This is a genomic window from Kitasatospora mediocidica KCTC 9733, assembly GCF_000744225.1.
GTDB lineage: Bacteria > Actinomycetota > Actinomycetes > Streptomycetales > Streptomycetaceae > Kitasatospora > Kitasatospora mediocidica.
The window spans coordinates 2,411,348-2,424,333 of the sequence record NZ_JQLN01000005.1 but is presented as its reverse complement, the minus strand read 5'-3'; the positions used below and the strand labels follow the sequence as shown (position 1 = coordinate 2,424,333).

At 71.0% G+C, this 12,986-nt stretch carries 10 protein-coding genes and 1 tRNA gene; 3 read left to right on the top strand and 8 right to left on the bottom strand.

Annotation, left to right across the window (positions count from 1 at the left end; translation table 11 throughout):
- Positions 1 to 405 precede the first annotated feature (405 nt).
- The 3 genes from BS80_RS24870 to BS80_RS24860 form a co-directional block, all read right to left on the bottom strand.
- The gene (locus tag BS80_RS24870; protein WP_035800771.1) at positions 406 to 2,445 is read right to left on the bottom strand and encodes an APC family permease; all 2,040 of its coding nucleotides are present in this window, start codon (positions 2,443 to 2,445) and stop codon (positions 406 to 408) included.
- Between the two features lie 287 nt (positions 2,446 to 2,732).
- Complete coding sequence (locus BS80_RS24865) at positions 2,733 to 4,607, bottom strand: APC family permease (protein ID WP_035800769.1); 1,875 nt, start codon at positions 4,605 to 4,607, stop codon at positions 2,733 to 2,735.
- A gap of 331 nt (positions 4,608 to 4,938) precedes the next feature.
- Positions 4,939 to 5,020, bottom strand: a tRNA-Tyr gene (locus tag BS80_RS24860).
- A 201-nt stretch (positions 5,021 to 5,221) separates the two neighbouring features.
- Between BS80_RS24860 and BS80_RS24855 the strand changes: the two genes are divergently transcribed.
- The 3 genes from BS80_RS24855 to mug all read left to right on the top strand — a co-directional run bounded on the left by BS80_RS24855 (position 5,222) and on the right by mug (position 7,822).
- The gene (locus BS80_RS24855; RefSeq protein ID WP_035800768.1) at positions 5,222 to 5,710 is read left to right on the top strand and encodes a YajQ family cyclic di-GMP-binding protein; all 489 of its coding nucleotides are present in this window, start codon (positions 5,222 to 5,224) and stop codon (positions 5,708 to 5,710) included.
- A 434-nt stretch (positions 5,711 to 6,144) separates the two neighbouring features.
- Positions 6,145 to 7,233: a phosphatase PAP2 family protein gene (locus BS80_RS38030; RefSeq protein ID WP_051967007.1), complete on the top strand. Its 1,089-nt coding sequence runs from the start codon at positions 6,145 to 6,147 to the stop codon at positions 7,231 to 7,233.
- 37 nt (positions 7,234 to 7,270) lie between these two features.
- Positions 7,271 to 7,822 carry a G/U mismatch-specific DNA glycosylase gene (gene mug, locus BS80_RS24845; protein ID WP_035800766.1) on the top strand — a complete coding sequence of 184 codons (552 nt, stop codon included), beginning with the start codon at positions 7,271 to 7,273 and terminating at the stop codon, positions 7,820 to 7,822.
- Positions 7,823 to 7,839: 17 nt separating this feature from the next.
- Here mug and BS80_RS24840 read toward each other — a convergent pair whose 3' ends face one another.
- The 5 genes from BS80_RS24840 to BS80_RS24820 all read right to left on the bottom strand — a co-directional run bounded on the left by BS80_RS24840 (position 7,840) and on the right by BS80_RS24820 (position 12,983).
- Positions 7,840 to 8,241, bottom strand: a complete 402-nt coding sequence (locus tag BS80_RS24840) for a YccF domain-containing protein (RefSeq protein ID WP_035800765.1) — start codon at positions 8,239 to 8,241, stop codon at positions 7,840 to 7,842.
- A 42-nt stretch (positions 8,242 to 8,283) separates the two neighbouring features.
- Positions 8,284 to 9,591, bottom strand: coding sequence for a CehA/McbA family metallohydrolase (locus BS80_RS24835; protein ID WP_408607422.1), 1,308 nt, complete (start codon positions 9,589 to 9,591; stop codon positions 8,284 to 8,286).
- Between the two features lie 462 nt (positions 9,592 to 10,053).
- Positions 10,054 to 10,350 (bottom strand): YciI family protein, encoded by a 297-nt coding sequence (locus tag BS80_RS24830; protein WP_035800762.1) that lies wholly within the window; start codon positions 10,348 to 10,350, stop codon positions 10,054 to 10,056.
- Positions 10,351 to 10,391: 41 nt separating this feature from the next.
- Positions 10,392 to 11,252, bottom strand: coding sequence for a zinc metalloprotease HtpX (gene htpX, locus BS80_RS24825; protein WP_035800760.1), 861 nt, complete (start codon positions 11,250 to 11,252; stop codon positions 10,392 to 10,394).
- Positions 11,253 to 11,369: 117 nt separating this feature from the next.
- On the bottom strand, positions 11,370 to 12,983 hold the full coding sequence (locus tag BS80_RS24820) for an NADH-quinone oxidoreductase subunit N (protein ID WP_083975174.1): 1,614 nt from the start codon (positions 12,981 to 12,983) through the stop codon (positions 11,370 to 11,372).
- Positions 12,984 to 12,986 lie beyond the last annotated feature (3 nt).

Sequence of the window (12,986 nt, the reverse complement as noted above, 5' to 3'; positions counted from 1 at the left end):
GTCACAGCTTCTCCACCCCTCGGGCGATCAGGGCGAGGACGGCGAACACGGCGACCGTGATACCGACGAAGACGACGTCGAGCATGGGCTCCACCAAGGTGGTTCAGGGGACCTGGGCCGTGCGTGGCCACTGGGCCTCACGACACCGGCGGCAGGCCGGCTCATGCAGCAAACCAGCCGGACGGCGACGGTTGGCGGCTCCTGACGCCGTCCATACGGGGGAAATTCGAACGTTGACGCGCCCTTGATGGGGTTCTCCGCGCCGTTGTCGTTCCGTAGTCGTCCCGTTGCCTTGGCCGGGCGGCCGACGGGCCCCGCGCCGGCCATGGCGAAGCCCCCGGCACCGCGGTTGAAACCGCGGCGCCGGGGGCTCCCGGATGCCCCGCTACGGGGGCGTCAAGGTGCTCAGCCGACCTTGTCGACCGGGGTGCCGACATCCTTGTTGGCGGCCGGCTCGCCGCGGCGCACCGAGCCCGGGGCCCGGCGGGCCGGGTGGTCGGCGCGGCTGGAGGAGGAGAGCTGCCAGGGGACGCTGATCACCATCACGCCGGGGGTGAAGAGCAGTCGGCTCTTCAGCCAGAGCGCCGACTGGTTGTGCAGCAGGTGCTCCCACCAGCGGCCGACCACGTACTCGGGGATGAAGACCGCGACGGCGTCGCGCGGGCTGGAGCGCCGCACCGAACGGACGTACGCGACCACCGGTTTGGTGATCTCGCGGTAGGGCGAGTCCAGCACCTTGAGCGGCACCTGGATGTCGAACTCGGCCCAGCGCTCGCGCAGTTCGTCCGTGGAATCCTTCTCCACCGCGACGCTGAGCGCCTCCAGGGTGTCCGGCCGGAACGCCTGGGCGTAGCCGAGCGCCCGCAGCGTGGGCTTGTGGATCTTGGAGACCAGGACGATGCCGTGCACCTTGGAGGGCCGCACCGACTCCCCGTGCGGGTCGTCCACCGCCAGCTCGTCCGAGACCGAGTCGTAGTGCCGGCGGATGCCGCGCATCATGCCGAACAGCAGCAGCGCGGCGACCACCGCGAGCCAGGCGCCCTCGGTGAACTTGGTGATCATGACGATCACCAGCACCAGCGCGGTGACCCCCGCGCCGAAGGCGTTGATCACCCGGGAGCGCAGGGCGGCGCCGCGGATCTTCGGATCCGTCTCGGTGCTCAGCAGCTCGTTCCAGTGCTTGACCATGCCGATCTGGGACAGCGTGAAGGAGGTGAACACGCCCAGGATGTACAGGTGGATGAGGTTGGTGACGTCCGCCTTGTACGCCCAGAGCAGCGCGATGTTCACCGCGGCCAGCGCGATGATGCCGTTGGAGAACGCGAGGCGGTCGCCGCGGGTGTGCATCTGCCGGGGCAGGTAGCGGTGCTGCGCCAGGATCGAGGCCAGCAGCGGGAACCCGTTGAAGGCGGTGTTCGCGGCCAGGATCAGGACCAGCGCGGTGACCGCCTGGATGAAGTAGAAGAGGAAGCTGTGGTCGCCGCCGAAGATCGCGGCGGCCAGCTGGGCGATGACCGTCGGCTGCGAGGCCGTGTGGCAGTCGCCGGGATAGTTCAACAGCTGGCAGGTGTCGGTGGTCTTGTGCACCTTGGCGATCAGCGCCAGCGCGGTGATCCCGACGAACATGACGACGGCGGTGATGCCCATCACCGACAGGGTGGTGGCGGCGTTCTTGGACTTCGGGGCCCGGAAGGCCGGCACGCCGTTGGAGATCGCCTCGACGCCGGTGAGCGCGGTGCAGCCGGAGGCGAAGGCCCGCAGCGCCAGCATCAGCAGGCCCAGGCCCGCCAGGGTGTCCTTGTGGTCAATCGGGATGATCGGGTACTGCGCACTGGAGGCGACCGGCGGGTGGCCGAAGGCGGCCTTGATCAGCCCGGTGATCACCATCAGCATGATGCCGCCGATGAACAGGTAGGTCGGCGCGGCGAACGCCTTGCCCGACTCGCGCACCCCGCGCAGGTTGACCGCGGCCAGTATCACCACGAACAGGACCGCCATCAGGACCCGGTAGTCCCCCAGGCCGGGGAAGGCCGAGATGATGTTGTCCACCCCGGAGGCCACCGAGACGGCCACCGTCATCACGTAGTCGACCAACAGCGAGGCCGCCACCACCAGGCCCGCGTGCGGTCCGAGGTTGCTGGTCACCACCTCGTACGAGCCGCCGCCGCTCGGGTAGGCGTGCACGACCTGGCGGTAGGACATCACCACGACCGCCATCAGCGCCACCACGCCGGCCGCGATCCACGGGGTGAGGTAGAGGAAGGCGGTGCCGCCGACGGTCAGCACCAGCAGGATCTCCTCCGTGGCGTAGGCCACCGAGGAGAGCGGGTCGGACGCGAAGATCGGCAGCGCCACGCGCTTGGGGAGCAGGGTCTCCCCCAGCTCCTCGCTGCGCATGGCCTGACCGATCACGAGGCGCTTGAGCGCCGAGGGCACGTTGAACACAAGCGCGAGCGTATGCGTCCGAGCCGTTAAGACGACCATCGACTCGCGGGGGCCCCGGACGGCCGACACACCCATCCGGCCCAGGGTTTCCGCAGGCCAGACGGGATGTCACCGTGCGTCGACCCAGGCCGGGACGGGCGTTAAGGCCTGGCGTTAAGAAAACGTCAAAATATCGAGTCGTGACCACTTATCTAGGTCAATCGTGACGTTTCGACTGGGTTCACAGTGTGTAAGGCCGCTTACGCCTCACATCCACAGGTAACACCGGGTCACCGGCCCGTCCGAGGTCACATCCGCAACCGCAGCCGGCACACCACCGCGTCGGTGCCCCGGCGCAGCGCCCGGTCGATCAGCGCGCCGCGCTGGTTCTGCAGCGCCCGCTGCCAGAAGTGCACCGGCTCGACCTCCGCGATCAGCACGGTGATCCGGTCGTATGCGTGCTCGGTACCGAGCTCGTTGACGAACGAGACGAGCGGGCGGCCCAGTCGGCGGTGCGCGTCCGTGGCCTCGACCAGCGGCACGCCCGGCTGCCACAGCTCCCAGTCGCGGCGCAGCGTCTCGGTGGCCTGCCGGTCCTCGGCGTCCGGATCGGTGTGCACCACCGTCACCGCGAGCACCTCGTCGCCGAGCGAGACGGCCGTCGACAGCGCCTCCCTGGTCAGCCGCGAGATCGACATCACCGGCACCACCACCAGCGAACGCTGACGGACCACCGGCCCGGGGATCCGGCCGAGCTCCAGGCGGTCCCCGATCCGCCCGTAGGCCCGGTGGATCAGCTCGAAGAGCAGCACCAGCAGCGGCAGTGCGACCACGATGCCCCAGGCGCCCTCGGTGAACTTGGTCCCGGTCACGACGAGGGTCGCGACACCGGTCAGCAGCGCGCCGAAGCCGTTCAGCAGCGCCCGGCCGCGCCAGCCGGCGCCGCGCTCCCGGTACCAGTGCTTCACCATGCCGACCTGGCAGATCGTGAAGCCGACGAAGACGCCGATCGAGAAGAGCGGCACCAGGCTGTTGACGTCGCCACCCGAGCAGACCAGCAGCGCGGCCGAGACCACCGCCAGGAAGAGCACGCCGTGCCGGTGCACCTGGTGGTCGGCGCGCAGCGCGAAGACGTGCGGCAGGTGGTTGTCGCGGGCCAGCAGCCGCAGCAGCACCGGCAGGCCGCCGAACGAGGTGTTGGCCGCCAGCGCCAGCAGCAGCACGGTGGCGAACTGGACCAGGTAGAAGCCGAAGCCGTGGCCCAGCGAGGCGTCCGCCAGTTGGGCGAGCACGGTGACACCCTGCACCGGCTGGAGGTGGAAGCGGCCGATCAGCACGGCGAGACCCACCAGCATCACCCCGAGCACCGCACCGAGCGCGATCTCGGTGTGCTGGGCGCGCTTGACCCGCGGCGCCCGGAAGGACGGCACGGCGTTGGCCACCGCCTCCACCCCGGTCAGCGCCGAGCAGCCGGAGGCGAAGGCCTTGAGCAGCAGCAGCGCGCCGACGCCCGTCGCGTTGTCGGCCAGCGCCGAGGCGTGCCCGGCGGCGGCCGCCGTACTGGCCGGCCCGGAGCGGAAGAGGCCGATCACGATGATCGCCATGATCGACAGCACGAAGACCGCCGTCGGCGCCATGAACCAGCGGGCCGACTCGGCGATCCCGCGCAGGTTCACCAGGGTGACCACCGCCAGCACCGCCAGGCAGAGCCAGACCCGGTCGTCGTAGAGGCCCGGCAGGGCCGAGGTCAGCGCGGCCACCCCGGCGGTCACCGAGACCGCGACGTTCAGGATGTAGTCGACGATCAACGACGCCGCCGCCGTGAGCGCGGTGCGCCGGCCCAGATGCGCCTTGGCCACCGCGTACGATCCGCCGCCGTCCGGGAAGGCCGCGATCACCTGGCGGTAGGAGGCGGTCAGCACGCCGAGCAGCAGCGCGATCGCCGCGGTGACCGGGAGCGTGAAACCGAGGCCGTAGCTGCCCGCGGCCGCCAGCACCAGGACGATCGACTCCGGCCCGTAGGCGACCGAGGCCATCGCGTCCAGCGAGAGCGCGGCCAGGCCGCCCAGTGCGGACAGCTTGTCGGGCTCCTTCGCCGACTTGGCGGGCCCGGCCGGCAGGCCGGTATCGGGGGGCTGCTCGGCCTGCGTCGCGAGCAGGTCCGGGTCGGGCGTGGCGGACATCGGGCGGCCTCCAGGAATCGGGTGCTGTGCTGATCGTCCGCGCCGACGGGAGGCGATCGTCCGGTGGCTACGCGTTCGATACGCCGGTCCCGGGACCCCTGACGCCGTCTTGACGCGAGATCACGCCACGCGCCGTCAGTTCCACCCCCGCACCACCCGGACCTGGGAGAAGGTACCGGTAGCCACCCCGACCCCCCTCACCCTGCGGGTACCGGCTCGAACGGCAGTCGCGAACGGCACCCCCGCCGCCCCTCGGGAGGGGTCCGCCCGGAACAGCAAAAAGACCGGCCCCGAACCGCGTTTCCGCAGTTCAGGGCCGGTCTCGATCCTGTGGCTGGTGTAGGGTTCGAACCTACGTAGGCTGAGCCGGCAGATTTACAGTCTGCTCCCTTTGGCCACTCGGGCAACCAGCCAGGATGTGCGTCTCGCGGTGGCTTGCGCCCCGTTCGACCTCGTAAACGATACCTGATGACAGGGGGTGCTCCGCCACTTGATTGGTCACGCGATGATCAAGAGGTCGGCGGGCGGCGCCGCTGGATAGGCTGGGGCCGTGACCGCTCCGCATCCGGCGGAGCGCCGACAGTGCCGCCGACACCGCAAGGAGACCACCACAGATGGCCGACTCCAGTTTCGACATCGTCTCGAAGGTCGAGATGCAGGAGGTCGACAACGCGATCAACCAGACCTCCCGCGAGATCGCCACCCGCTACGACTTCAAGAACGTCGGGGCCACCATCGGCCGGACCGCCGAGAAGATCGAGATGAAGGCGAACGGCGAGGAGCGGGTCAAGGCGATCCTCGACGTGCTGCAGACCAAGCTGATCAACCGCGGCATCTCGCTGAAGGCACTGGACGCCGGCGAGCCGCAGCTGTCCGGCAAGGAGTACAAGATCTTCGCGACGATCCAGGAGGGCATCTCCCAGGACAACGCCAAGAAGGTCTCGAAGATCATCCGCGACGAGGGCCCCAAGGGCGTCAAGGCGCAGATCCAGGGTGAGGAGCTGCGGGTCTCCTCCAAGAGCCGGGACGACCTGCAGGAGGTCCAGGCGCTGCTCAAGGGCAAGGACCTGGACTTCGCGCTCCAGTTCGTGAACTACCGCTGAGCCGGCGGGCATCGGCCGCCGAGGGCGGCGGCGGGGGATGACAAAGGGTGAGGGCGCCGCGGTAGTGGCGCCCTCACCCTTTGTCATCCCCCGCGCCCGGGGCGGTGGGGCGAGGGTTGCGGGCGGGGCGAACGGGAAGACGCCATGTGGGGGAGGTGGAGATTCCGGGTGGATCTACGGTCGGAGCCGTGAAGAATCGTTTCTGCCTCGGAACCAAGTCCGCCAGGTGATCCTACGGACTACCCGCTCGAACAGTTTTCTGAAAATTTGGTGTGCGCTCGTCGACCCACCCTGGGCAGACGGCAGAGCACGACGGTGTTGGCCGGGTCCGGCAGAGGGCGAAAGAAGTACTTCCGCGCTCAGTGATTCTTAAAGATTGCGCTGCTACGTTGACCCGGCTCGACCGACCTGACCTCGCGAAGGGGACGCCACCGGTGACCAGCCTGTTCCACTCCGCACGCCCCACCGCCGACACGGTGCGATCCGAGGCGCCGCGCGCCACGCTCCGGGGCGCGGGCTGGAGATCCCATCTGGGTACGGTACGGGCCAAGGCCCGGTACCTGCGTCTGCTGGCGTGGCCCGTCTACGGCTTCCTGCTCTGGCGGTACGTCGACAAGAACGGCCTCCCGTACAACAACGACCTGGTCTTCGTCTGGCTGATCGGCGCGCTGATAGCCGCCGCCGTGCACAGCGGCAACCGCTTCGGCTGGCTGCGCGTGCTCCGCGACTGGGTACCGGTGATGGGCGCGGTCTGGGCCTACTCGTTGCTGCGCGGCTACGGCTCGCACACGCCGTGGGCCGTCCACTGGGCGCCGCAGGTGGCGTTCGACAAGGTGGTCGGCGGCGGGCAGGTGTGGACCGTCCACCTGCAGCACTGGCTGTACACCCCCGGTCACCTGCACTGGTACGACTACGCCGCGACCACCGTCTACATGTCGCACTTCTTCGCGGTCTTCGTGGTGATGGCCGCGCTCTGGCGCAAGCGGCACGAGCGCTTCACCCGGTTGGTGGCGCTCTACCTCGCGCTCACCTTCGCCGCCTTCGCGACGTACGTCCTCTTCCCGGCCGACCCGCCGTGGCTGGCCGCCCAGAACGGGCACCTGCCGGCCATCACCCGGATCGTCCAGGACGTGCTGAACCAGAGCGGGTTGCCGCGCGCGGGGTCGCTGTTCGAGAACGGCAGCCGCTTCGACAACGACGTGGCCGCGATGCCCTCGCTGCACGCCTCGTACCCGCTGCTGCTGACGCTGTTCTTCTGGCCGGTCGCCAAGCGGCGCTGGGTCAAGGTCCTGCTGGTCGCCTATCCGCTGGCGATGGCGTTCAGCCTGATCTACGGCGGCGAGCACTTCGTCATCGACATCCTGGCGGGCTGGACGTACACCTCGGTGATCTTCTTCGGCCTCAACCACATCCTCGACCGCCGGGCAAAGCGCCGCGCGGAACGCCTCGCGGCGGCGGGGGCGGACGACCACGGCGGGCTGTCGCACCCGGAGAAGCGGCCTGCGGAGAAGATCCGGACATAGGCCCGCGGGCAGCCCGGGGACGGGCAGACTGGGCCTTGTGCAGACTCCCCTCCGGCCCACCGCCGAGCAGCTCCTCGCCGCCCGTGACGTGACCATCCCCGACATCGCCGCCCCCGGCCTGCGGGTGCTGTTCTGCGGCATCAACCCCGGGCTCTGGTCCGGAGCGACCGGCCGGCACTTCGCGCGGCCCGGCAACCGGTTCTGGCCGGCCCTGCACCGGTCTGGGTTCACCGACCACCAGTACCGGCCCGAGGAGCAGGAGCAGCTGCTCGCGCTGGGCCTGGGCATCACCAACGTGGTCGCCCGGGCCACCGCGAAGGCGGACGAGCTGACCGCGGACGAGTTCCGCCAGGGCGGCGCCGCGCTGGTCGAGCGGGTGACCCGGCTACGACCGCGGGCGCTGGCCGTACTGGGCATCGGCGCGTACCGGACGGCGTTCGGCCGCCCGCGCAGCACGGTGGGCCGGCAGCCGGACGGGCTGGGCGACACCGAGGTCTGGGTGCTGCCGAACCCCAGCGGCCTCAACGCGCACTACACGCTCGACGCGCTGGCGGCGGAGTTCGGCGCACTGCGCGAGGCGGTCGCCTGAGCAGACGGCGGCGCGGCTCAGCGCCCGCCGAACCCGTGGTCCGAGGGGACGACCTCGCGGCCGAGCGGCATCAGCGAGATCGGGATCATCTTCAGGTTCGCCCACCCGAACGGGATCCCGATGATCGAGATGAACAGCGGGATGCTCGTCACCAGGTGCGCGAGGGCCAGCCACCAGCCCGCGAAGACGAACCAGATCACGTTGCCGATGAAGGAACCCGCGCCGGCATCCGGCTTGTCCACGGTGGTGCGCCCGAACGGCCACAGGATGAACCCGGCGATACGGAAGCTCGCGATGCCGAACGGGATCGTGATGATGAGGATGCAGCACACGACCCCGGCGATCGCGTACCCGATGGCCATCCAGATCCCGCAGAAGACCAGCCAGATCACGTTGAGGACGAACTCGATCACCTTCATAGGTCCAGCCTCCCACGCTCACGACCCGCGTGCCGGGTGCGGTCAGCCCGTGGTGCCGCGCAGCAGGATCGGGTTGGTGAGGGCGGCCATCGGGCCCCACGGGAGGGTGGTGCCCATGGTGTTGCCCGCGCCGGGGGTGCCGTCCGGGAGCGGGTGGCGGACTTCGGCGCGGACGTAGGCGGCGAGCGAGGCGGTGGTGCGCCAGGTCACCGCGCCGGTACCGGCGGCGGGCAGTGACTCCTGGTGGAGCTGGCCCTCGTCGGTGATGAACCGGACGGTGCCGCCGGGCACCCCGGAGACCACCAGCCGGACGTCGACCGGGGCGTCGGCCGGGACGGTCAGCGACTCGCCGATGCCCACCTGCCGACCGGCACCGGTGGCCGTGAAGTCCACCTGGACGCCCGCGGATTCGGCGATCCAGCTGCGGCCCGAGCGCAGCCCGCCGATGATCGCGTCCCGGCTCAGGTCGTCGGCCCGCACCACGTTGTGGGGCAGGCCGATCACCTGCGGCACGCTGTGCGCGTCGCTGTTGCCGAGGGCGGGCAGCCAGGGGCGGCCGCTGCGCAGGTCCTCGCCGAGGCGGGCGTCCCAGCTGTCGACGGCGGACTCGTCGTCGTACGTCCACGGGCCGTTCCACACCTCGACCGCGTCGGCGCCCTGGTAGCCGAACTTCCACTGGCAGGCGATGTACGGGCAGAACGGGTGCGCGGGCACCACCAGGCCGCCGTGGCCGTGCACCTGGCGGGCGAAGCGCGGGTAGGCGTCGTCGCGGGAGCGGTAGCGCCAGTCGATCCAGGTGCCGGGCGGCAGGCCGAGCGCGAGCCAGTGGCCGTTGCGGGTGGTGACCTCCTCGCCGGTGATGATCAGCAGGTCGGGGCCGGCCAGCGGGCCCCAGACGCCGTGCGAGGAGCTGGTGTTGTGGTCGGTGGAGACCATGAAGTCCAGCCCGGCGGCGCGCGCTCCGGCGGCCACCTCGGCGGGGAGCCGCCGTCCGTCCGAGTAGACCGTGTGCAGGTGGCAGTCGCCCCGGTACCAGGCGCGGCCCCGGCCGCGGGCCCGGCCGGCGGGGTAGTCGGGCTTGAAGTCCGGCCCGGGGGTGCCGAATCGCACGGTCACCTGGACCTGGTAGTCCAGGCCCTGCGGCGCCACCTGGTACGGGCCGAGCACCACGTGCCAGCGGCCCGCGTTGACCGGGCCCGGCAGGTAGCCGGGGGTCGCCTCGGTCCGGCTGATCGCGAACGAGGTGCGGAACCCGCCCGACCAGCCGCGGAAACCCGGGCCGCCGAGATCGGTGCCGCGCTCGTCGAAGATGCCGATGTCGCAGGAGTTTCCCGGGGTTCCGGCCGGCACCCCGGGCTTGTCGTAGCTGTAGGTGACGGCGATCTCCCGGACACCGTGCGGCAGTTCGATCGGCAGGTAGACGAAGTCGGCTGCCCCCGTATCGAGATGGCCGGTGATCAGCTGGGTACGGTCCGCGCCGGCCGGATCGGCGGCGGACCGTATCGAGATGGCCGGTGATCAGCTGGGTACGGTCCGCGCCGGCCGGATCGGCGGCGGCGAACGAAACCGGGGCCAGGACCAGCGCCGCTGCCGCTCCCGTCCCCAGCCCGGCCTGGAGCAGCCGGCGCCGGTCGACGACGGGGTCGACGCCGGATCCGTGGTGCGAGCAGGTCTCGTCGGCGCACACAGCAGGCCTCCCGGGCCGTCCGGGCGGGCCACCGCCTGCGGCGCCGCCTCCACCCCCTCACCTTCCCCCGGAGGTGAACGCTTGATGAGGCGGACATGACATACGGCACCCGGCCGAGCGAACCCTCAGGGCAGCGTCACGGCCAGCGAGGCGAGCGCGGGCGCGGTCTTGGTGGGCAGGAACTCGGTCACCTGGTACTCGGCCACCCCGGCCTGCGCGAACGGGTCCCCGGCCAGGATCGCGTCCAGCGCGGCCGGGCTCTCGGCGTCGGCCAGGATCACGCCGCCCACCCGCGGGACCCGCCGGCCGGAGGCGAGGAAGGCGCCGGCCTCGTACTGCGTCTCCAGCCACCCGACGTGCGCGGGCAGCAGCGCGTCGATCCGCTCCAGCGGCGCGGTGTAGGTGATGGTCACGACGAACACGTCGTCCTCCGTTGGTCTCGCAAGCCGGGTACGGGCCGACGCTACCCCCGCCCGGCGAGCCGTTCCAGCCGGGCGATCCGCTCCTCCATCGGCGGGTGCGTGGAGAACAGCCGGGTGCCCGCCTCGCCCGGGCGGAACGGGCTGGCGATCATCATGTGGCTGGCCGTCTGGAGCTGCGGCTCGGGCGGCAGCGGCAGGCGCTGGGTGCCGTCCTCCAGCTTGCGCAACGCGCTGGCCAGTGCGAGCGGGTCGCCGGTGATCCGGGCGCCGTCGGCGTCCGCCTGGTACTCCCGGGACCGACTGACGGCCAGCTGGATCAGCATCGCGGCGAGCGGGCCCAGGATCATGATGGCAAGGGTGCCAACGAGCCCGGGTCCGTCGTCGTCCTCGTCGCGGCCGAACGGGATCAGCCAGGCGAAATTCACCAGGAACATGATCACCGAGGCCAGCGCTCCGGCCACCGACGAGATCAGGATGTCGCGGTTGTAGACATGGCTCAGCTCGTGGCCGATGACGCCGCGCAGTTCGCGCTCGTCCAGCAGGCGCAGGATGCCGTCGGTGCAGCAGACGGCGGCGTTGCGCGGGTTTCGGCCGGTCGCGAAGGCGTTCGGGGCCGGGGTCGGCGAGATGTAGAGCCGGGGCATCGGCTGGCGGGCTGAGGTGGAGAGCTCGCGGACGATCCGGTAGAGGGCCGGAGCCTCGATCTCGCTGACCGGGCGGGCCCGCATGGCGCGCAGGGCGAGCGTGTCGCTCTTCCAGTACGCGTAGCCGTTGGTGCCGAGCGCGACCAGCAGGGCAATGATCAGGCCCGTCCGTCCGAAGAGACCGCCGATCAGCAGGATCAGTGCCGACAGGGCGCCGAGCAGTACGGCCGTTCTCAACCCGTTGTGCTGGCGGTGCACGGCAGGCCCTCCAAATGGTGCGGTGGGAAGCCCTCGGTTCACATCCCTCTGCCCTGGTCAACGGAGGGGTGCCTGGTCCTGGTTCCCTTCGCGTACACCGGTGGGGTCACGCCCGGGTCAGAACAGCGAGCCGCTGACCACCTGGAGCACCAGCTGCGGCGCCACCGAGAGCACCACCGCGCCGACCGCGGTGAGCGACAGCGTGGCGGTCAGCGAGAGCGGCACCCTCGCCTCCCCGGCCGTCGCGATCGGCTCGGTCGACGGCGTGACGAAGAGTTTCGCGGTCCACTGGAGGTAGTAGAACAGCGCGATCACCACGTTGACCGCCATCACCACGGCCAGCCAGCCGAGGCCGGCGTCCACGGCGGCGCGGAAGACCACGACCTTGCCGAAGAGCCCGACCACGCCCGGCGGCAGCCCCGCGAGGCAGAGCAGGAAGAAGGCCAGCGCCAGCGCGGCCCAGCGGCGGCGGGCGAACAGGCCCTGGTAGTCGTCCAGCCGGTTGGCGGGCGCGGTGCGCCCGACCAGGGCGGCGACCCCGAAGGCCCCGAGGTTGACGAGGCCGTAGATCAGCGCGTAGGCGACGGTGGCGCCCAGCGGGTGGTCGCTCCCGGCGTAGCCGGCGGCGGCGAGCGGGACCAGCAGGTAGCCCGCCTGGGCCACCGAGGACCAGGCCAGCAGCCGCACCGCGCCGTGCGCCGTGTCGGAGCGCTGGCGCAGCGCCGCCACGTTGCCGGCCGTCATGGTGACGGCGGCCAGCACCGCGAGCAGCAGGCCCCAGGTGTGGCCGTACGGGCGGAAGGCGATGCTGGTGACCAGCGCGAGCCCGGCGAAGCCGGCCGCCTTGCCGACCACGGAGAGGTAGCCGGCCACCGGCAGCGGGGCGCCGGTGTAGGTGTCGGGCACCCAGAAGTGGAACGGGACGGCCGCGACCTTGAACGCGAAGCCGACCAGGGTCAGCGCGGCCCCCGCCTCGGCCAGCGGCTTGAGCTGCCCGGGCGCCTGGCCCAGGCCCTCGGCGATGGCGGACAGGTGCAGGCTGCCGGTGGCGGCGTAGACGAAGCTGACGCCGAGCAGCATCACGGCGGTCGCGGTCACCGAGGAGAGGAAGAACTTCAGCGCCGCCTCGCCGCCGCGCCCGTCGCGCCGCAGCCCGACCAGGGCGAAGGAGGGCAGCGAGACCACCTCCAGGGCCACCACCAGGGTGGCCAGGTCACGGGAGGCGGGCAGCAGGGCGGCGCCGGTGGCGCTGCTGAGCAGCAGGAACCAGTACTCGCCGGAGGGCAGCTTCTCCTCGTCGACGGTGTGCAGCGACAGCAGCGCGGCGATCAGCGCGCCGCCCAGCGCGAGCAGCTGGAAGACCAGGGCGAAGTGGTCGGCGACATAGCTGCACCCGGCGTTGTCAGTGGCGCCTGCTACGTTCTGTAGGCAGAAGGTGGACCGAGGGTGACCACCGGTGAGCGGGAGGAGGGCGAGCAGGGCGAGGGCCAGGCCGGCGGCGGTGAGCCGGCCGAGCAGCTTCTTGTGCCGCTCCGGGAGGAACAGGTCGGCCAGCAGGACGGCGATCGCCGTCAGCGCGGCGATCAGCGGTGGGGCGATGGCCACCCAGTCGACGGACTGGATGAGCCCGCCCGGGTTGCTCACGGCGAGAAGGGTCGGATGCACAGCGGGCTGCCCCAGGAGTTGGTGGCCGGCGGCGGCGGACACAGGCGCGGACACAGAGCTGATCATCGG

Coding starts and splice junctions, on each gene's coding strand:
- BS80_RS24820 (WP_083975174.1), bottom strand. CDS start 12,983: ATGATCAGCTCTGTGTCCGCGCCTGTGTCCGCCGCCGCCGGCCACCAA.
- BS80_RS24865 (WP_035800769.1), bottom strand. CDS start 4,607: ATGTCCGCCACGCCCGACCCGGACCTGCTCGCGACGCAGGCCGAGCAG.
- BS80_RS24840 (WP_035800765.1), bottom strand. CDS start 8,241: ATGAAGGTGATCGAGTTCGTCCTCAACGTGATCTGGCTGGTCTTCTGC.
- BS80_RS24855 (WP_035800768.1), top strand. CDS start 5,222: ATGGCCGACTCCAGTTTCGACATCGTCTCGAAGGTCGAGATGCAGGAG.